Source organism: Pseudomonas sp. GW821-FHT01C01, assembly GCF_059422645.1.
The window spans coordinates 25,578-43,737 of record NZ_JBWKXF010000035.1 but is presented as its reverse complement, the minus strand read 5'-3'; the positions used below and the strand labels follow the sequence as shown (position 1 = coordinate 43,737).

20 protein-coding genes are annotated in these 18,160 nt (G+C 61.1%); 8 read left to right on the top strand and 12 right to left on the bottom strand.

Annotation, left to right across the window (positions count from 1 at the left end):
• Nucleotides 1-295: 295 nt before the first annotated feature.
• A complete protein-coding gene (gene ppk2, locus AC07XF_RS19860) occupies nt 296-1,213 on the bottom strand; it encodes a polyphosphate kinase 2 (protein ID WP_347911755.1) in 918 nt (305 codons plus the stop codon).
• 177 nt (nt 1,214-1,390) lie between these two features.
• Between ppk2 and AC07XF_RS19855 the strand changes: the two genes are divergently transcribed.
• From AC07XF_RS19855 to AC07XF_RS19840, 4 genes are all read left to right on the top strand, one after another.
• On the top strand, nt 1,391-2,320 hold the full coding sequence (locus tag AC07XF_RS19855; RefSeq protein WP_495027804.1) for a Ppx/GppA phosphatase family protein: 930 nt from the start codon (nt 1,391-1,393) through the stop codon (nt 2,318-2,320).
• Between the two features lie 23 nt (nt 2,321-2,343).
• Nucleotides 2,344-2,757, top strand: coding sequence for an arsenate reductase ArsC (locus AC07XF_RS19850; protein WP_495027803.1), 414 nt, complete (start codon nt 2,344-2,346; stop codon nt 2,755-2,757).
• Between the two features lie 91 nt (nt 2,758-2,848).
• Entirely contained in the window at nt 2,849-3,250 is a 402-nt protein-coding gene (locus AC07XF_RS19845) for a DUF1801 domain-containing protein (RefSeq protein WP_495027802.1), read from the top strand.
• Between the two features lie 174 nt (nt 3,251-3,424).
• Nucleotides 3,425-3,814: a c-type cytochrome gene (locus tag AC07XF_RS19840; RefSeq protein WP_495027801.1), complete on the top strand. Its 390-nt coding sequence runs from the start codon at nt 3,425-3,427 to the stop codon at nt 3,812-3,814.
• Here AC07XF_RS19840 and AC07XF_RS19835 read toward each other — a convergent pair whose 3' ends face one another.
• A complete protein-coding gene (locus AC07XF_RS19835; RefSeq protein ID WP_495027800.1) occupies nt 3,815-4,684 on the bottom strand; it encodes a LysR substrate-binding domain-containing protein in 870 nt (289 codons plus the stop codon).
• A gap of 134 nt (nt 4,685-4,818) precedes the next feature.
• Here AC07XF_RS19835 and AC07XF_RS19830 point away from each other — a divergent pair, with 134 nt between their 5' ends.
• The 4 genes from AC07XF_RS19830 to AC07XF_RS19815 are packed head-to-tail and all read left to right on the top strand — an operon-like array spanning nt 4,819 to nt 9,060.
• Nucleotides 4,819-5,871 carry an agmatine deiminase family protein gene (locus AC07XF_RS19830; protein ID WP_495027799.1) on the top strand — a complete coding sequence of 351 codons (1,053 nt, stop codon included), beginning with the start codon at nt 4,819-4,821 and terminating at the stop codon, nt 5,869-5,871.
• Between the two features lie 4 nt (nt 5,872-5,875).
• Nucleotides 5,876-6,784, top strand: a complete 909-nt coding sequence (gene aguB / locus AC07XF_RS19825; RefSeq protein WP_495027798.1) for an N-carbamoylputrescine amidase — start codon at nt 5,876-5,878, stop codon at nt 6,782-6,784.
• Nucleotide 6,785: 1 nt separating this feature from the next.
• A complete protein-coding gene (locus tag AC07XF_RS19820) occupies nt 6,786-7,886 on the top strand; it encodes an extracellular solute-binding protein (protein WP_495027797.1) in 1,101 nt (366 codons plus the stop codon).
• A gap of 49 nt (nt 7,887-7,935) precedes the next feature.
• Nucleotides 7,936-9,060, top strand: coding sequence for an agmatine deiminase family protein (locus tag AC07XF_RS19815; RefSeq protein WP_495027796.1), 1,125 nt, complete (start codon nt 7,936-7,938; stop codon nt 9,058-9,060).
• A 138-nt stretch (nt 9,061-9,198) separates the two neighbouring features.
• On the opposite strand, the gene AC07XF_RS19810 is transcribed toward AC07XF_RS19815, so the two are convergent.
• From AC07XF_RS19810 to AC07XF_RS19765, 10 genes are all read right to left on the bottom strand, one after another.
• Nucleotides 9,199-9,627: a nuclear transport factor 2 family protein gene (locus AC07XF_RS19810; protein ID WP_495027795.1), complete on the bottom strand. Its 429-nt coding sequence runs from the start codon at nt 9,625-9,627 to the stop codon at nt 9,199-9,201.
• Entirely contained in the window at nt 9,620-10,363 is a 744-nt protein-coding gene (locus tag AC07XF_RS19805; RefSeq protein ID WP_495027794.1) for an SGNH/GDSL hydrolase family protein, read from the bottom strand. Before AC07XF_RS19805 ends, AC07XF_RS19810 begins: the two co-directional genes overlap by 8 nt.
• Before the next feature lie 27 nt (nt 10,364-10,390).
• Entirely contained in the window at nt 10,391-10,591 is a 201-nt protein-coding gene (locus AC07XF_RS19800; protein ID WP_007988375.1) for a helix-turn-helix transcriptional regulator, read from the bottom strand.
• Nucleotides 10,588-10,962: a hypothetical protein gene (locus AC07XF_RS19795; protein ID WP_103395546.1), complete on the bottom strand. Its 375-nt coding sequence runs from the start codon at nt 10,960-10,962 to the stop codon at nt 10,588-10,590. The genes AC07XF_RS19800 and AC07XF_RS19795 overlap by 4 nt, the downstream gene beginning before the upstream one ends.
• A gap of 284 nt (nt 10,963-11,246) precedes the next feature.
• Entirely contained in the window at nt 11,247-11,819 is a 573-nt protein-coding gene (locus AC07XF_RS19790; RefSeq protein ID WP_495027793.1) for a chorismate mutase, read from the bottom strand.
• 81 nt (nt 11,820-11,900) lie between these two features.
• On the bottom strand, nt 11,901-12,191 hold the full coding sequence (locus AC07XF_RS19785) for a DUF7693 family protein (protein WP_495027792.1): 291 nt from the start codon (nt 12,189-12,191) through the stop codon (nt 11,901-11,903).
• A 183-nt stretch (nt 12,192-12,374) separates the two neighbouring features.
• Nucleotides 12,375-13,928 (bottom strand): amino acid permease, encoded by a 1,554-nt coding sequence (locus AC07XF_RS19780; protein ID WP_495027817.1) that lies wholly within the window; start codon nt 13,926-13,928, stop codon nt 12,375-12,377.
• A gap of 161 nt (nt 13,929-14,089) precedes the next feature.
• Nucleotides 14,090-15,250, bottom strand: a complete 1,161-nt coding sequence (locus tag AC07XF_RS19775; RefSeq protein ID WP_495027791.1) for an iron-containing alcohol dehydrogenase — start codon at nt 15,248-15,250, stop codon at nt 14,090-14,092.
• Nucleotides 15,251-15,253: 3 nt separating this feature from the next.
• Complete coding sequence (locus tag AC07XF_RS19770; RefSeq protein WP_495027790.1) at nt 15,254-16,645, bottom strand: aldehyde dehydrogenase family protein; 1,392 nt, start codon at nt 16,643-16,645, stop codon at nt 15,254-15,256.
• Nucleotides 16,646-16,652: 7 nt separating this feature from the next.
• Nucleotides 16,653-18,026, bottom strand: a complete 1,374-nt coding sequence (locus AC07XF_RS19765) for a glutamine synthetase family protein (RefSeq protein WP_495027789.1) — start codon at nt 18,024-18,026, stop codon at nt 16,653-16,655.
• Nucleotides 18,027-18,160 lie beyond the last annotated feature (134 nt).

The window sequence follows — 18,160 nt, the reverse complement described above, 5'->3', positions numbered from 1 at the left end:
AAAACACAAAAAAAAGCCGCCAGAATTGGCAGCAGAAAGTTAAAGCACGCATTGGATGGCCTGAGTATGGCGGTTACTCCATGACGATTCGATGACGGCTTTATGGCCATTCGTCAGGACACCGCTAATCCAGCGACTGTCGATTAATTGTGGCGAGGGAGCTTGCTCCCGCTGGGTTGCGTAGCGACCCCAAAATCAGGCGGTGCGATTTGCCAGACAAACTGCACTGAAAGATTTTACGACTGCTGCGCAGTCGAGCGGGAGCAAGCTCCCTCGCCACAGGTCTTCTGTTGAGTCAGTAAATCTCCGGCACGATGATTTCCTGCGGTACAGGCCCCCGTGAATAGTCTTTCTGGCGCTCGCGCTGCGGCAATTCGATCACCGGCAGCTCGACCTCTTCATAAGGCATCTGGCTGAGCAGGTGATGGATGCAGTTGAGCCGGGCCTTTTTCTTGTCGTCGGCCTGCACCACCCACCACGGTGCTTCGGCGATGTGGGTGCGCTCGAGCATGATTTCCTTGGCCTTGGTATAGGCTTCCCAGCGGCGGCGCGACTCCAGGTCCATGGGGCTGAGTTTCCACTGCTTGAGCGGGTCGTGAATGCGGCTGAGAAAGCGCAGGTTCTGTTCCTGGTCGGAAATCGAGAACCAGTACTTGATCAATTGGATGCCGGAGCGGGCGAGCATGCGCTCGAATTCCGGCACAGTGCGGAAGAATTCTTCGTACTGGTCGTCATTACAGAACCCCATGACCTTTTCGACCCCGGCACGGTTGTACCAGCTGCGGTCGAACAGCACGATTTCGCCGGCGGCGGGCAAGTGCGAAACGTAGCGCTGGAAATACCACTGTGTGCGTTCGCGGTCGTTGGGGGCGGGCAGGGCGGCAACCCGGCAAACCCGAGGGTTGAGGCGCTGGGTGATGCGCTTGATCACGCCACCCTTGCCGGCGGCATCGCGGCCTTCGAACAGGATCACCACTTTGTGCCCGGTTTTCACCACCCAGCTCTGCAATTTCACCAGTTCGCCTTGCAGGCGAAACAGTTCGGCGAAGTAACGGCGTCGGGCTTCTTTTTCGCTGCCATCCTCGATGTGTTCATCGAACAGTGCGTCCAGATTGTGTCCGTCTTCCGATAATTCCAGTTCCAGCTCTTCGTCACTGATATCGAGCAGCTCGCGGTGGATGCGCTGGATCAAGGTGTCCTGATTGGAAAGCATGGTGAGACACTCGCGTCATGGGTGGCACTGCCGATCCTGGACAAAGTTTGTTACGAAGTAGTGATGCCCGGTGGTGTCATCTTGGTGTCATCGAAGCAATGGCAAGATCCTCGCAATCCGTCTTGAGTGCCCGGCGGCCGCCAACCTGCCGGCAGATGAATTTGCAAGGAACCCCGTATGAAAGACGCCCCACTGTTTGCCGCCATCGACCTGGGTTCCAATGCGTTTCGCATGATGATTGGCCAGTCGGTGAGACGGAACCAGCAGATGGTCATCCAGGAAGTGAAAACCCTGCGTGAACCCGTGCGTCTGGCCGAAGGCCTGCAGGGCGGGGCCCTCGATGAGTTGGCGCTGGACCGAGGCTGGCAGGCGCTGGCGCGATTCGGCAAGAAGTTGCGCGGCTTTGAGGCCGGGCGCGTGCGGGCGGTGGCCACCAGCGCCGTGCGCGAAGCGGACAACGCGCCGCTGTTCCTGGCCAGCGCCGAGCGCCACCTGGGCTTTCGCATCGACGTCATTTCCGGTCAGGAAGAAGCGCAACTGGTGTACGCCGGCGTGGCCCACACCTTGCCGGCGCAAAGCACGCGGCTGGTGGTGGATATCGGCGGTGGCTCCACGGAAATGATTATCGGCCGTGGCGACCAGTTGCTGGTCACCGAGAGCATTGCCATCGGCAGCGGAACCTTCGGTGCGCATTACTTCCACGGCGGGCGGATCGTGGCAGAAGCGCTGCTGGAGGCCGAACGCGCGGCCACCGTGCAATTCGAACGCATTGCCCGCCGTTATCGCGCCATGGGCTGGCAGCAGGCGATCGGCTCTTCCGGGACGGCACGGGTGCTGGCCAAGGTGCTCAAGGCCAATGACTTGAATGACGATGGTCAAAGCGGCATCACCTACGGCGGCCTGTTGCGCCTGTCGTTGCGGCTGCTGGAAGTCAAACATGTCAAACACCTCAAGTTGGCAGGCTTGCCAACCCATCGCATGAGCATTTTGCCCGGCGGTCTGGTCGTCATGTTGGCGGCGTTCAAAGTGTTCGGGATCACGCATATGATTGCGTCTGAACCGGGTTTGCGGTTCGGCGTGCTGCATGGATTGATGAGCAAACACTAATCACGAGCCAGTTGGGGTAAACCATGACCGAGCCACGTCGCGTACTGTTTGTCTGCGCCAGAAATGATGTCCGCTCACCCATGGCCGAAGCCCTGCTGCGCCATACCGATCCTGCTGACTTCCAGGCCTTCAGCGCCGGGCTGGAGGCCACCGGGATCGATCCGCGCACATTCGAATCCCTCGATCACATCGGCGTCGATGCCAGCGGCTTGCGCAGCAAGTCCCTCGAGGATTTCGAAGGCCAGGCGTTCGACTACGTCATCACCCTGTGCGACAAGTCTTCCGAAGAAGCCTCGCGGATGCCGTTCTCCGGCGAAGTGATCGTGTGGAACTTCGAAGACCCGACCACCAGCGAAAGACACGACCCGTTCCGCCACACCCTCCAGGAAATCGGCGACCGCATCAAAATGTTCATCACGGTGAAAACCCGGTCCTGATGCGAATGCCGTCAGTCAGCAGCGCGCAAAAAACCTCGAACGCCGTCTACCCTCATCGATCACAACCCTCATGAGGAAGGTGGAGATGGTGATGAAAACGGACAAGGTTGAACCAGGCGAGGCCTCGGCGCTGATCGACGAAAGAATCCGCGAACTGGCTGACTGGCGCGGTGAAACCCTGGCGCGCATCCGCAAGATCATCCAGCAGGCTGACCCCGAAGTGATTGAAGAGTGGAAGTGGCGGGGTGTGCCGGTGTGGTCCCATGCCGGCATCCTGTGTACCGGGGAAACCTACAAGCAAGTGGTGAAGATGACCTTCGCCAAGGGCGCTTCACTGGACGATCCGTCAAAACTGTTCAATTCCAGCCTTGAAGGCAATACCCGACGTGCGATTGATATCCACGAGGGCGAGCAAATCGATGAAACGGCGCTGAAGGCATTGATTCAGGCGGCTATTGAACTCAATGCATCCCGAACCCAATCCAAAAAGTAAGCCATGCACAAGTCCCTGTGGGAGCGGGCTTGCTCGCGAAGGGGCCTTCACATTCAACATCGCAGGTGACTGGACTATCGCTTTCGCGAGCAAGCCCGCTCCCACAGGGACTTGGGATATCCCCGACCACCGTGTTCCAATAGCCATCCGGCAACACCCGACTGGAAACGGAACATGAAGAAAATCGCCGCCCTGACCCTCGCCCTGGCGCTCACCGCTGGCCTGTTCAGCGCTCCCACCCTTGCTGCGGGCGATGTCCAGGCCGGGGAGAAAGTCTTCAAGCGCCTCTGCAGCGGCTGCCATCAGATCGGCGAATCGGCTCGCGCCTTCTTTGGCCCGCAGCTCAATGGCGTGATCGGTCGTCACTCCGCCGCCACCACGGACTACGTGTATTCCGATGCGATGAAATCAGCCAACCTGATCTGGACCCGCGAAACCCTGACCGCCTACCTCGAAGCGCCGAAGAAAGTCGTCCCCGGCACCCGCATGATTTTCTGGGGCCTGAGCGATCCGGAAAAAATCGAAGACCTGCTTGCCTACCTGCAAACCTTCCCGGCGCAATAATCACGTCTGCTGGTCGGCTACCAGATTGTCGACCAGCCATTCGGTGAAAGCGCGTGCCATCGGGATGTTCTCGCTGTCACGGTGCGTCAGCAGCGCCCAGTTCGGACCGCGGATGGTTTGCTCCACCATCGGCTGCAATAGCCCGGTGGCCCGCGCCTGCCGACTCAGCAACTGGCTCACCAGCGCAATGCCGAGCCCGGTGCAGGCCGCGTCCAGCAGTAAACCCGGATCGGAAAAATTCAGCCCCTGATCCATCTGCCCCACATCAATCCCCGATTCCACCGCCCAGTGGCTCCAGTCCATTTCCCGCTCGCCATGCAGGGTGGTGCGCTGTTCTGCCGGCACGGCCAACAGGCTCGGGTGACACGCCGGGTAGAGGCGGTCGGCGTGCAACACCTTGAAACTGCATTCGGCCTGGGAACTGATGTCGTCACGCACCGCGAGGTCGATGGTCTGGCTGGCCATGTCCGGCACTTCATCGGTGCTGAAGATCCACAGATCGACCTGCGGATGCTGGCGACGGAAGTCCCCCAGGCGCGGCAACAACCAGTGCCGGGCGAACGCCGGGGTGGTGTTGAGCACCAGTTGATTGGGTTTCTGGTACTGCCCCAGCCGGCGAATGCCCACGGCCAGTTGCTGCAACAACGCCTGGGTGGTGCTGAGCAAGTCGTGACCGGCATCAGTCAGGCTGACGCTGCGCCCGCTGCGATAAAACAGCGGTTGCTCCAGGTACGCCTCAAGGCTGCGGATCTGCTGGCTGATCGCCGACTGGGTGAGGTGCAACTCTTCGGCGGCCTTGTGAAAACTGCCCAGCCGGGCGGCGGCTTCGAAGCCGCGCAGGGTGCTCAGGGGCGGCCAGTGTTTGAGCATATCGATAAGTTCCTCTAATCAGTTGCCTGCAAAATCCATCGTTTGTTTGCCCGTTTTACCAGCCGTAGCATGCATGCCAAGACCGCCAAGGCAGTTTTCATTGAACACAATGACTTAACTTAGAGGTGCTTGTCATGCTGCAGAACGTTATTCAAAACAGCGGTTGGATGATGCCAGCCGAGTGGGTCACCCACGCCGCCACCTGGATGGTCTGGCCGCACAACAAGACCCTGTGGGAGTCAGGCTGGCGGGTGACGCTGCCACAGGTTCAAGAGGACTTCGCCCGCGTGGCGAACGCCATCGCCCGCTTCGAACCGGTGAAACTGGTGGTCGATCCTTCAGCGGTCGCCAGCGCCAAAGCCTTGTGCGGGCCGAACATCGAGTTGATCGAACTGACGGTCAACGACAGCTGGTGCCGCGACTCCGGCCCGAGCTTCGTCTGCCACCCGCAGCAAGGCCTGGCCGGTGTGAGCTGGCGCTTCAATGCGTGGGGCGGCAAGTCGGCCCACGATCTGGACGAAAGCCTGGCCCGCCGCGCGCTCAATCATTTGGGCCTGGAGTGTTTCGGCACGGCGCTGAGCAACGAGGGCGGCGCCATCCATGTGGACGGCGAGGGCACGCTGATCACCACCGAGTCGGTGCTGCTCAACCCCAACCGCAACCCGGGCGTGACCAAGGCCGAGATCGAAGAAATCTTCAGCCGCCTGCTGGGCGTAAAGAAAACCATCTGGCTGCCGGGCGATCCGGACTACGTGACCGGTGACATGACCGACGGCCATGTCGATGGCGTGTGCGCCTTTGCCCGCCCTGGCGTATTGCTGGTGGACGCGACCCACGACAAACAATCGGTGTACGCCGAAGTGGCCCGGGAGAACCGTCGCGCCCTTGAACTGACCACTGATGCCCAGGGCCGCCAGTTCGAGCTGATCGAACTGTATGAAGCCTCCGATGCGGTGGACACCGAGGCCGAAGTGTTCTGCGCCTCCTACACCAATTTCTACATCGCCAACGGCGCGATCATCATGCCGGCCTACGGCATCGATGCCGACAAGGTCGCCACCGAAGTGCTGGCGCAGGCGTTCCCCGGTCGCGAAGTGGTGCCGGTGCGGATCAACCATCTGGCCCATGGCGGCGGCGGTGTGCATTGCATCACCCAGCAACAGCCAGCCTGGCCGGTGAAGGGTTGAAGCCATGACCTTACTCACCATCGCCACCACCCAGATGCCCTGCACCTGGGACCTGAAACACAACCTCGACCAGGCCGAGCAACTGGTCCGCGAGGCCGCGGCCAAGGGCGCGCAAGTGATCCTGTTGCAGGAGCTGTTCGCCACGCCGTATTTCTGCATCGAGCAACACCACAAACACCTGGCCCTGGCCGAGGAATATCGCGACAGCCACGTGCTCAAGCGCTTTGCCGCACTGGCAAAAGAGTTGGGCGTGGTGCTGCCGCTGAGCTGGTACGAGAAGGCCGGCAATGCCTACTTCAATTCGTTGAGCGTGGCCGACGCCGACGGGCGCCTGTTAGGCGTCTATCGCAAGACCCACATCCCCAACGCCATCGGCTATCAGGAGAAGGAATACTTCAGCCCCGGCGACAGCGGTTTCCGCGTCTGGGACACCGCGTTCGGGCGCATCGGCCTGGGCATCTGCTGGGACCAGTGGTTCCCCGAGACCGCCCGCTGCCTGGCCTTGATGGGCGCCGAAGTGCTGTTGTTCCCGACTGCCATCGGCTCCGAGCCGGGTTGTGCAACCCTGGATTCGCGCGATCACTGGCAGATGACCATGCGCGGCCACGCTGCCGCCAACCTGCTGCCGGTGGTGGCGGCCAACCGTGTCGGCCGGGAAGCGGCGACCACCGACCCGACTCTGCAAATGAGCTTCTACGGCTCATCGTTCATCTGCAATCACAAGGGCAAGTTGCTCGCCGAAGCCGACCGTGACACTACCGGCGTGCTGGTCCACACCCTGGACCTGGCGGCCATGCGCGAAGACCGCCTGACCTGGGGCATCTACCGCGACCGCCGTCCGGAAATGTATGGCGCATTGCTGACCCAGGACGGTCGCCAGATTCACTCACGCTGGGCAACCCAAGGGGTGTGACATGAACTCGATCAACAAGCTGTGCCTGGCCATGGGGCTGGCGCTGACCTGTGCGGTGCCTTCGCTGCACGCCGAGGAGAAAACCCTGCGGCTGTACAACTGGGCCGACTATTTTGCCGAGGACACCCTCGGCAAGTTCACCGCCGAAACCGGGATCAAGGTGATCTACGACGTCATGGACGGCAGTGAAACCCTGGAAGCCAAGATGCTCGCCGGCGGCAGCGGCTACGACCTGATCTTCCCCGGCGACACCGTGGCCGAACGCCTGATGCGTGCCGGCAGCCTGCAACCGCTGGATCAGTCCAGGCTCACTGCCCTGAATGACGTCGAGCCCGGATTGCAAAAATTGCGCTCGCACTATGAGCATTCGAGCAAAGCCACGGTCCCGTACACCTGGGGCACCATCGGCCTGACCTACAACGCCGGGCAGATCGCCGAGCGTGCGCCGGATGCACCGGTCGACAGCCTGGACATGCTGTTCAAACCGGAACTGGCGGCCAAATTTGCCGATTGCGGCATCTCGATGATCGACTCGCCGGACGAAGTGCTGGCCGTGGTGCTCAACTACCTCGGGCGCGATCCGCGCAGCGCCAAACCGGCAGATCTTGCAGCGGCGAGTGAACTGCTGATGAAACTGCGGCCGTACATCCGCAAGTTCCAGTCGCAACCGGTGACCGACCTGGTCAATGGCAACCTGTGCATGTCCCTCGGCTACAGCGGCGACATGACCCAGGCGCAGCGCACGGCCGACAGTGCCGGCAAGAAAACCACCTTCCACTACCGCATTCCCCGCGAAGGCACCACGGTGTGGATGGACACCATGGCCATTCCCGTCGACGCCCGGCACCCGGAATACGCCTACGCTTTCATCAACTTCGTGATGCGCCCGGAAAACATGGCGGCCATCAGCAACTTCACCGGCTACCCGACCTCCAACGCCAAGGCGCGGCCGGACGTCGATGCCGCGATGCGCAACAACCCGGACATCTACCTCGATGAAGCCACCTACGCGCGGCTGATTCCCGGCAAGGACATTCCCCAGGCCGACATGCGGGCACGCATGCGCACCTGGACCAAGTTCAAGACTGCTACGGTCAAATGATCACCGGCCGGCCCGAGGGCCGGCCAAACCCCGGATTTCAGGAAAACACATGCCGACACGTCGAACATTCATCAAGCAGGTATCGGTCATCGCCGGACTGGGCGCAGTAGCCTCCATGGGATTGGGCTTGGGGTCCATGCCGGTGCGCGCAGCCGGCAAAGAAAATTGGTACATGCCCGATGAAGGGGACAAACACCAGCGGGCCTTCATCGCCTTCGGGGCACAGGCCGCGATCTGGGAGGATTTCACGCCCCACGTGCAAGACGCCCTTGGCCGGATCGCCCGTAGCATCGCCGAATATGAACCGGTCACCGTGTTCTGTCGCCAGAGCGAACGGCGCCTGGCCGAAGACAAGTGCGGCAGCCACAACACCACCTTCGTGATCACCGAACTGGACGACATCTGGATGCGCGACATCGGCGCCAACTTTGTCGTCGATGGCAACGGCGACCTCGGCGCCGTGGACTTCAATTTCAACGGCTGGGGCAATAAACAGCAGCATGCAGACGATGCGCAACTGGCCGCCCTGGTCGCCGAAAACGCCAAGGCGGATTACCAGCGCAGCGAACTGGTGGGCGAGGGCGGTGGCATCGAAGTGGACGGCCACGGCACCGGGATCATGACCGAAAGCAGCTGGATCAATCGCAACCGCAATCCGGACTGGAGCAAGGCCGAGGTCGAAGCGGAACTGAAAGAACGGCTGGGCCTGCGCAAAATCATCTGGCTGCCAGGCATCAAGGGCAAGGACATCACCGACGCGCACGTCGATTTCTATGCGCGCTTCGTCAAGCCCGGCGTGGTCATCGCCAACCTCGACAATGACCCCGAGTCCTACGACTACAAGGTCACTCGCGCCCATCTGCAGATCCTGGAAAACGCCACGGATGCCGATGGCCGAAAATTGCAGGTGCATACCGTGTCGCCACCGCTCAACCCGCGCAACAGCCAGTTCAGCAAGGACAACCAGGACTTCGCTGCCGGCTACATCAACTACTTCGTGATCAATGGCGCGATCATCGCTCCGCAGTTCGGCGACGAGGAAGCCGATGACAAAGCCTTCGACCTGCTGTCCGAACTCTACCCGGACCGCAAGGTGGTGCAGCTCGACATCGACGCGATCTCCGCGGGCGGTGGCGGAATTCACTGCGTGACCAGTCACCAGCCGATGGTGTGAAGACTCCAGGTTTTACACAACTAATGTGGGAGCGGGCTTGCTCGCGAAAGTGGAGTGTCAGTCAACACCTCTATCGACTGGTTCGCCGCCTTCGCGAGCAAGCCCGCTCCCACAAGGGTATTTGTTGAATCAGATAAATCAGGCCTTGCTTGCCTTCAGATAAGCCCCCAACCGCCGGCCCATTTCCTCACCCAGCGCCTGCAAGCCACTCAGCGGTCGAACCATCACTTCAAACTCGACAATCCTGCCCTGTTCGTTGAAGCGGATCATGTCGATGCCCTTCAACTCTTTCTCGCCGACTCTGGCGCTGAATTCGAGGATCACGTTCAAGCCATCCGCCGTCGCCAGCTCGCGGTGATAGGCAAAGTCCTCGAACACGTTCATGACCGTGTTGAGGATCATCGACACCACCGGAGCCCCCGGATACGGCGTGTGCGCCATCGGCGAACGGAACACCGCTTGCGGATCGAGCAATTCGGGCAAGCCACTCAAGTCGCGGTTGCCGATCATCGCGTGCCAGTGCTTCAGGGACTTTGCGACATTGGGGTTCAGGTTCAGCTCAGACATCTTCAACTCCTGTTTTTATTGTTGTGGTGCGAAAGCGTTGGTCGATAACCCTGGCGGCATCGTCGGCCCATTGACGGTAGAGCATCGGCCCCGGATGAAAACCATCGCTGGCCATCAAGCCCGGTGCGGGTGCCAGCGGGGTTGTCAGCATCGTACATTGATCCACATGTTCCGCCAGATCCGCCAAATGTGCATTGAAACGACGAGCCCTGAAACCCAGAAACCAGCGCAGTGGCTGGGGCAGGGCGGGGAACAGGTGCATGGGTGGAAGCGGCGACAGCACAATCTGCCTCACCGCGAATTTGTCGCACAACAGCGCCATCAAGCGCCGTTGCCGAGCCAGCCACTGATCTACCGCGAGTGTGCTGGTGACATCGTTAACGCCAATCGACAACAGCGCCACATCGAACGGCTCGGCGGCGTGCTGTTCAAGCAGCTCCAGCAACCCTTGCGAATCCAGACCGGAGCGCGCCAAGAGTTTCCACGCCACCTGATAATCCTCGGCCAGGCGCTCGACCAGCCGACCGCTGAGGGCTTCGCCTTGAGTCGCCGCACCCACACCCGCAGCGGCGCTGTCGCCGACAATCAACAAGCGCAGAACATCGCCGCTGCCGGCTTCGCCCTGGCGCTCCCCTGCGGCCTCCGGCAACCTGGGCGTCATCCGACGGGTATACAGGCCCTGCACCAGCAACAACGGGCCGAGCAGGATTTTGGCGAGGGTTTCAGTGTGGCTCATGGACAGGCGCCTGATTGAAGAGAGAGATTACCCAGCGAACTCATCATCGAAGATGCTCTCAATAGGCAGCGCAAATGCCCGGGCAATCTGGAACGCCAAGGGCAGGCTGGGATCATAGCGGCCGTTTTCGATGGCATTGATGGTCTGCCGCGAAACATTCAACAACGCCGCCAGATCGACCTGCGACCACTTGCGTTCGGCACGCAGTTCCTTGAGACGGTTTTTCATTGGTAGCGCCGCTTGGCCAGTCTGAGCCCGATCATCCACATCAGGCCCATCACTGGCCACACACAGACCCAGGACACGTGTGGAAATCCGACATTCTCCAGAAAACCGTAAGTGAAGGTCAGCAATGCCGATGCGGCAAAGGCAAAACCGAGCGCTTCGTACTGGATACGCAAGTGCATTTCGTCCAGCGTACGCATGTTGCGCACCACTGCCCAACACATCAGCCCCGCAGGAATCACAGGCAACAACGTGATGATGATCTTCAGCGCCATTGCCATTTCCTGCTGATCCTTGAGCAGGATGACCGACAAGATCAACAATACCGAGTACAGCGCTGCTGCGGCGCCCATTTCCATGTAATAGCGTTTCATTGCTTTTCCCTGATGTAAAAGACCCTTTACATATTCGGCGGCTTTTTCAGCGGTGTAAAGGGTGTTTTACATTTGGCGTGCCGGTTTTCCATTGGCGCAGATCGGGTATTTGCATCGCCATTGCCAGTCTGCCGACGGGGCAAGGCCCGTTGTTCAAGCCGTAATGAAATACCCTGTAGGAGCGAGCTTGCTCGCGAAGGACTCAAGAGCGCCGCAATTAGTCAGTTAACACGCGTTATCGTTAACGCCCATCGCGAGCAAGCTCGCTCCTACAGTAGACAATGTCATCGACCAACGATGCACAGCTCACCGGTCGCACGAATCATCGCCTGGTCATGCAGGTAATCCTTGATCAGCGCGGAGCGTTCGGTGGCCAGCCATTGCGGGCAGTTCGGGTCTTTGCGGTAGGGCAGGAAATCGGCGTACTGCTGGAGCAGCAGGTTCTGCAGTTTGTCGAGCTTGGGCCGGATGTCGTGGTTGAGGTCTGGCCGTGGCGTGTCCGGCGCCTTGTGCGTCGCTTGCCATTGCGCGAGCCGGCCGTATTGCACCAGTTTGCTGGCTTCGATCTGGGCAGCGATCAGGTCGGCGACATCGTCGGGGTCGAGTTTGTGCCGGGTGGCTTGCATGCGGGCGTTGGCGATGACTTGCGCTTCCCGGGCGTTGTCCTGGACCGGTTTGCCGCTGTCCCACTTGGTCAGCGCCACCAGCTCGCTGATGTACAACCGCTCATTCATCGTCGCCAGCAAGGGTTGCAAGGCATCGGGTGCCGGGGGCGTCGTGCTGGCCTGGGCACCGCCAGCGAAGAAACCGAGCAGGGCACAGGCCAGCCAGCGCGACAGACGAGGGGAACGGGGCATGGGCGGAACCTCCTTGGACGCAGAAAACACTCAGGCTTGTTTATCACAAGTGCGGCCAGGGAACGACAGGTTGCGAAGGATTCAGGCCAGCAACCGTTCAATCTGCGCCAGCTCCCAGGTGCTGAGCAAACTCACCGGATCGGTGCCAAAGCGCTGCCCGTTGTCGAACGCATACTCACGGCCATCTGGGCTTAGGCCGTGCAGGCAGTGGCGCAAGTGGCCGGCATCGACGTCGAGCGTCAGGCGCCAGCCGTCGATGTCGACCCGTACATGGGCAGACTCGCACGATTCGTCGACTCGCTTGAACGTACGAATGCCTTGGGCGGCATCGCGCAACGGCTGGTAAACCTCGCGGGCGGTGAGGGCGGGCACAGGTGTCTCCGGGGTGGTATCGGGGGGACACAGAATAAACGATCACAGCGCTGTAATTGTGGCGAGGGAGCTTGCTCCCGTTGGGGCGCGAAGCGGCCCCCCCTTATCTCTACAGAAGAGGGGGGACTGCTGCGCAGTCCAGCGGGAGCAAGCTCCCTCGCCACAGGTTACTTGTTGCGCTCTCTATTTCTTGTTCAATACCGCTTCCGCCGCGGCGATTTCCGCCTGACGCTTGACGATCATGTCGCCCACCGGCGGCCCCTGGAAGCGCCGGGCTTCAAAACCGAACCAGACGATGGCCGTCAGGATCAGGAAACCGATGGTGATGTACAGCGCCCAATCGTTCGGTGGCTGGATGCCGATGACGAAAATGATCACCATCGCGAGGACCGAGAGGACGGCGAACACCGAGTACCAGAATCGCCCCATGTTCCATGGCCCCATGGTCGGCCACTTTGACGTCCCATAGGTGAACAGCCCCAGCACGATGGGGATGGCGAAGGAAAAGAACAGGAAGATCACCGTGCAGGACACCACGATCGTATAAACCGGCGTTGCCCCGACGGAGATCACCGACGAGCCCCAGTCGAACAATACCGCGAGGGTGGCACCGGTCCAGATCGCCGCCACCGGGCTGCGACGGGTCGGCGAAACTGAGGCCAGGGCTTTTGAGCAGGGCAGGCCACCGTCCCGGGAGAACGCGAAGATCATGCGCGAAACCGAGGTGACCGTGGCCAGCCCGCAGAGCACCTGCGAGATGAAAATCGCCACGTAAAGCACCAGTTTCAATGTCGGGTTGACCTGGGTGTTCATGGCCCAGAAAAACACATTCCAGCCTTGCTTGGCCGCCTCGTCCATGTTCGGCAGCATGAGCACGAACGCACTGAGCATCAGCCAGCCGAACAGCAACGACCAGACGACCGACATGACCATGCCACGCGGCACCGACATGGCCGCATTACGGGTTTCCTCGGAGGTATGCGCAGAGGCGTCATAGCCGGTGATGGTGTAGATCGGCAACAGCAGGCCGAGCATGAAAATCCAGCCGTTCGAAACTTGCGGCCAGACGCTGCCACCCACCTCGCCGGAATAGTTGTTGAAGGTCCACAACCGCGCGAACTCATAGCTGGGTGCCGAGATCAGGCAGACGATGGTCAGTGCCAGCGCCGTGGCGAAGATCAGGTAACCGGAGAAGTCGGTGAGCCTGGCGGTCAGGCCGATACCCAAGTGGTTGCACAACGCCTGCAGGCCCGTGAGGATCGCCAGGAAAATCACCCTGACCGTGGTCGTATCCTCCATGCCCAGTGCCGGTCCGAAGGCACCGAAAAAGAAGTAATAGGTACCGACGTTGATCGCACCCAGCACCGTGACCAGCCCCAACAGGTTGAACCACGCGGTCAGCCAGCCGGTGAAGCGGTTACCAAGGATCGAGCCCCAGTGGTACAGGCCGCCAGCGGTGGGGTAGGCCGAGGAAATCTGCGCCATGGCCATGGCGAATACCCCGGAGATCAGGCAGCCGATCGGCCAGCCGATCCCGATGGATATACCACCCGCGCCCGAGGTGCCCTGGGCCAGCGAGTTGATGCCACCCGAGAGGATGCAGATGATCGAAAAGGAAATGGCAAAGTTGGAGAAAACGCCCATTCGTCGTGAGAGTTGCTGGGCATAGCCCATGCTGTGCAGCACCTTGACGTCATCGTCGTGCGCGTCGGTGCCTGGCTGGCTTGCTGGGTTCATCATGTGTGCCCCTTGTCAGGTTTGGACAGGCCGAACTAAGCCGCCGTAGGCTCGACCTTGGTTTTCTGTAGGAGCGAGCTTGCTCGCGATGGACTTGAGGACGACGCGGGGTGTCAGGCTCCCCGCGTCATCGTTGATGTCCATCGCGAGCAAGCTCGCTCCTACAGACGGCCGTGATACGCCGCTGCAAAAATTTCCGCCACGCCGTCCCGGGTCAATGGCAGCGGGTTGCCACCGGCAGAGGGGTCGACAATCGCCATGTCCGCGATCAGGTCGGCCTGCCGGTCATCCACGCCCAGCTCAACCAGCGTATGGGGTACGCCGATGTCCTTGCGCAGCTTGAGGACGAAGGCCATGAAACTGTCGAACCCCGGCGAGGGCAGGCGCAGGTACGCCGCCAGGCGGGTGATGCGCTCCTCGATGGCCGTGCGATTGAACTGCAGGACATAGGGCATGAAAGTGGCATTGGTCATGCCGTGATGGGTGTCGTACAGCGCACCCACCGGATGCGAGAGTGCATGCATCCCGCCCAGGCCTTTCTGGAATGCCGTGGCGCCCATTGCCGCCGCTGCGAGCATTTGCGCTCGCGCCTCAAGGTCCGACGGCGTGTGTACTGCCTTCACCAGAGCGTTGGCCACCAGGCGCATGCCTTCCACGGCAATGCCATCGGCCAGGGGGTGAAAACCGGGGGCGCAGTACGCTTCCAGGCAATGCGATAACGCATCCATGCCGGTGCCGGCGGTGACCTTGGCGGGCATGCCGACGGTGAGGGCCGGGTCACTGATCACCACGCGCGGCATCATTTTCGGGTGGAAGATGATGCGTTTGGTGTGGGTACGTTCGTCGATGATTACCGCTGCACGCCCGACTTCGGAGCCTGTCCCCGCCGTGGTCGGCACCGCAATGACCGGGGCGATGCGGCTGTCGTCGGCGCGGGTCCAGTAATCGCCGATGTCTTCGAAATCCCAGACCGGGCGGGTCTGGCCGCTCATGAACGCAATCAGCTTGCCCATGTCCAGGCCACTGCCGCCGCCGAATGCGATCACGCCGTCGTGCTTGCCGGCACGCCAGGCGTCGAGCCCGCCGGCCAGGTTGGCTTCGACCGGATTGGGCTTGAGGTCACAAAACAGCGCGACACCCAGACCGGCGGCGCGCAACGCGTCCAGCGCCGCCGTGGTGATCGGCGCGCGCGCCAGGCCACTGTCGGTCACCAGCAACGGTCGCTGGATACCCTGGCTGCGACAGACCTCGGCCAGTTCGGCGATGCGCCCGACACCGAAACGAACGCTCGTGGGGTAGTTCCAGTTTCCTGTCAGGTTCATGGTCTACACCTCGTGACGCAGATGAAAGGATTTGGCCCGGGTCAGGTGCTCGTAGCCCAGTGGCGACAGGGTGACGCCGCGCCCGCTGTGCTTCACACCGGTCCAGGCCAGTGCCGGGTCCAGGTAATCGCAGCGGTTCATAAACACAGTGCCGGTTTCGATTTCGTTGCCCAGGCGTTCAGCCGCTGCGAGGTCCTGGGTCCAGATGGACGCGCTGAGCCCGAACTCACTGTCGTTCATCAAGGCAATGGCTTCTTCATCACTGGCCACCGGCATGATGCCGACCACCGGACCAAAGCTTTCGTCGCGCATTACCGACATTTGATGGCTGACGTCCACCAGCACCTGCGGTGCAAGATAGGCACTGCCCGGCACGTCGGCGGGAAACGCCCCGGCATCGATCAATGCCTTGGCGCCAAGAGACAACGCTTCGGCGATCTGTCTGCGCACGAAGTCAGCCGCGCCGGGATTCACCAGTGGACCGAGGGTGGTGGCTGCGTCCAGTGGATTGCCGAGCACGTACTGGTTGGTCAAGGCGACAAAGCGCTCGACAAAGGCCGGGTAGATTTTTTGATCGACATAGATGCGTTCGATGGCGCAGCAGCTCTGCCCGGAATTGAAGAAGCTGCCGTCCACCAGGTTTTCCACCGCATGTTCGAGGTTGGCGTCTGCCCGCACGTAGGCCGGGTCTTTGCCGCCGAGTTCCAGGCCCACGCCGATGAAGCGCCCCGTGGCGGCACTTTCCATGGCTTTGCCGGCGTCGACCGAACCGGTGAAATTGACCTGCTGTACGCGGCCCGAAGCAATCAGCGCGGCGGTCTGCCGATGATCGAGCAGCAGGTTATGGAACAACCCTTCCGGCAGATTGGCACGGCGCATGGCCTCGGCAAAACGCTCGCCCACCAACAGCGTCTGTGACGCATGTTTGAGGATCACGCTGTTGCCGGCCATCAGCGCCGGGATAATCGTGTTCACCGCCGTCAGATAGGGGTAATTCCACGGTGCGACCACCAGCACCGTGCCCAACGGCTCGCGTTTGATGTAACGTCGAAAACCCGCCACCGGTTCCGGTTCTACAGCGGTCAGGACGTGCGGCGCGATAGCGATCATGTGCCGGGCGCGGTCGGCAAAACCGCGCAGTTCGCTGGCGCCAAAACGCACCGGTCGACCCATTTGCCAGGCCAGTTCCGGCACGATGTCAGCCTGCATCGACAGCATCGCGTCCACCACGGCATTGCAAAAAGCTGCGCGCTCGCTCAGTGAGCGGCGTTGCCATGACGCCTGTGCGCTGGCAGCAGCCATCAACGCCTGCTCGACCTGCGCCGCATCGGCCAGATCGCCTTCGACGTACACCCGGCCATCGACCGGTGAGATCAGTTGAACCTTCGCAGTCATGATTTTCTCAGTAGCGCTCGAAACCGCGCTGCAATTCCCAGTCGGTGATTCGCCGGTCGTACTCTTTCTGTTCCCACTCGGCGGTGTGCACGTAATGGTCGACTACCTCGTCGCCGAACGCCTCGCGCAACATGCTGGAGGCCTTGAGTGCGGCGCTCGCATCGCGCAGTGTCTTGGACACTTCCGGCAAGTGCTCATCCAGATAGGCGTCGCCTTCGAACGGCGGCGCCAGATCGAGCTTCTCGTCGATACCGGCCAGGCCCGCCGCGATCAACGCGGCGAAAGCCAGATAGGGGTTGAGGTCGGCACCGCCGATGCGGCATTCGATGCGGATGGCTTTGCTGCCTTCGGCACACAAGCGAAAGCCGGCGGTGCGATTGTCGCGGCTCCATACCGCCCGCGTCGGCGCAAAAGTGCCGACCTGGAAGCGCTTGTAGGAGTTGATGTAGGGCGCGAGAAAACAGGTGATGTCGTTGGCGTACTTGAGTTGCCCGGCGACCCAGGCACGCATCAGTTTCGACATGCCGAACTCGGCTTTCGCGTCGAAGAACAGCGGCTTTTTGGCGTTCTTGTCCCACAACGAATTATGGATGTGACTGCTGGAACCGGCAGCGTCGTAGCGCCACTTGGCCATGAACGTGATCGCCTTGCCCTGCAACTGCGCGATCTCTTTGCAGGCGTGCTTGATGATGACGTGGTGGTCGGCCATGGTCAGGGCATCGGCATAGCGGATATTGATCTCTTCCTGGCCCGGGCCCCACTCACCCTTGGAGTTTTCCACGGGAATGCCCGATGCCTGCAAATGCTTGCGAATCGCCCGCAGCACCGGCTCTTCGCGGGTGGTCTGCAGGATGTTGTAATCCTCGATGTAATGGCCGGCGGTTTTCGGTTTGTGATAGTTGCGCTGGTGGATCGCCTCGTAACTCTCATCGAACAGGTAGAACTCGAGTTCCGAGGCAAACATGCCGGTATAGCCGCGCTCACGCAGGCGCTCGACCTGTTTTTTCAGAATCGCCCGCGGGCTGTGGGGCAGGTCTTTGCGATGGTGATGATCGAGCACGTCGCACAGCACCAGCGCCGTGCACTCAAGCCACGGCACGCGCCGCAGGGTAGACATGTCGGGCTTGAGCACGAAATCGCCGTAGCCCTTGCTCCAACTGGCCGCGGCGTAACCGGGCACGGGCTCCATGTCGATGTCATCGGCCAGCAGGTAATTGCAGCAGTGGGTTTCTTCGTGGCCGCTGTCGATGAAAAACTCGACCTGGAACCGCTTGCCGACCAGGCGTCCCTGCATGTCGATCATGCAGACCAGCACGGTATCGATTTCGCCGGCGGCAGCGGCGCGCTTGAGTGCATCAAGACTGAGAAGGGGCTCGGTCATCACGTCAATCCTGCGTGAAAGGTTTGGGGCTGTCTGAGATAGCTGTTGCAGACGCTCTCCAGAAAAACCCAAAACCTGCAGAACCGAGCATCATGAGCAACGAGTTGATCAAAGCTTAGCCTACCGTTGCAATG

Coding starts and splice junctions, on each gene's coding strand:
- ppk2 (WP_347911755.1), bottom strand. CDS start 1,213: ATGCTTTCCAATCAGGACACCTTGATCCAGCGCATCCACCGCGAGCTG.
- AC07XF_RS19855 (WP_495027804.1), top strand. CDS start 1,391: ATGAAAGACGCCCCACTGTTTGCCGCCATCGACCTGGGTTCCAATGCG.
- AC07XF_RS19850 (WP_495027803.1), top strand. CDS start 2,344: ATGACCGAGCCACGTCGCGTACTGTTTGTCTGCGCCAGAAATGATGTC.
- AC07XF_RS19845 (WP_495027802.1), top strand. CDS start 2,849: ATGAAAACGGACAAGGTTGAACCAGGCGAGGCCTCGGCGCTGATCGAC.
- AC07XF_RS19840 (WP_495027801.1), top strand. CDS start 3,425: ATGAAGAAAATCGCCGCCCTGACCCTCGCCCTGGCGCTCACCGCTGGC.
- AC07XF_RS19835 (WP_495027800.1), bottom strand. CDS start 4,684: ATGCTCAAACACTGGCCGCCCCTGAGCACCCTGCGCGGCTTCGAAGCC.
- AC07XF_RS19830 (WP_495027799.1), top strand. CDS start 4,819: ATGCTGCAGAACGTTATTCAAAACAGCGGTTGGATGATGCCAGCCGAG.
- aguB (WP_495027798.1), top strand. CDS start 5,876: ATGACCTTACTCACCATCGCCACCACCCAGATGCCCTGCACCTGGGAC.
- AC07XF_RS19820 (WP_495027797.1), top strand. CDS start 6,786: ATGAACTCGATCAACAAGCTGTGCCTGGCCATGGGGCTGGCGCTGACC.
- AC07XF_RS19815 (WP_495027796.1), top strand. CDS start 7,936: ATGCCGACACGTCGAACATTCATCAAGCAGGTATCGGTCATCGCCGGA.
- AC07XF_RS19810 (WP_495027795.1), bottom strand. CDS start 9,627: ATGTCTGAGCTGAACCTGAACCCCAATGTCGCAAAGTCCCTGAAGCAC.
- AC07XF_RS19805 (WP_495027794.1), bottom strand. CDS start 10,363: ATGAGCCACACTGAAACCCTCGCCAAAATCCTGCTCGGCCCGTTGTTG.
- AC07XF_RS19800 (WP_007988375.1), bottom strand. CDS start 10,591: ATGAAAAACCGTCTCAAGGAACTGCGTGCCGAACGCAAGTGGTCGCAG.
- AC07XF_RS19795 (WP_103395546.1), bottom strand. CDS start 10,962: ATGAAACGCTATTACATGGAAATGGGCGCCGCAGCAGCGCTGTACTCG.
- AC07XF_RS19790 (WP_495027793.1), bottom strand. CDS start 11,819: ATGCCCCGTTCCCCTCGTCTGTCGCGCTGGCTGGCCTGTGCCCTGCTC.
- AC07XF_RS19780 (WP_495027817.1), bottom strand. CDS start 13,928: ATGAACCCAGCAAGCCAGCCAGGCACCGACGCGCACGACGATGACGTC.
- AC07XF_RS19775 (WP_495027791.1), bottom strand. CDS start 15,250: ATGAACCTGACAGGAAACTGGAACTACCCCACGAGCGTTCGTTTCGGT.
- AC07XF_RS19770 (WP_495027790.1), bottom strand. CDS start 16,645: ATGACTGCGAAGGTTCAACTGATCTCACCGGTCGATGGCCGGGTGTAC.
- AC07XF_RS19765 (WP_495027789.1), bottom strand. CDS start 18,026: ATGACCGAGCCCCTTCTCAGTCTTGATGCACTCAAGCGCGCCGCTGCC.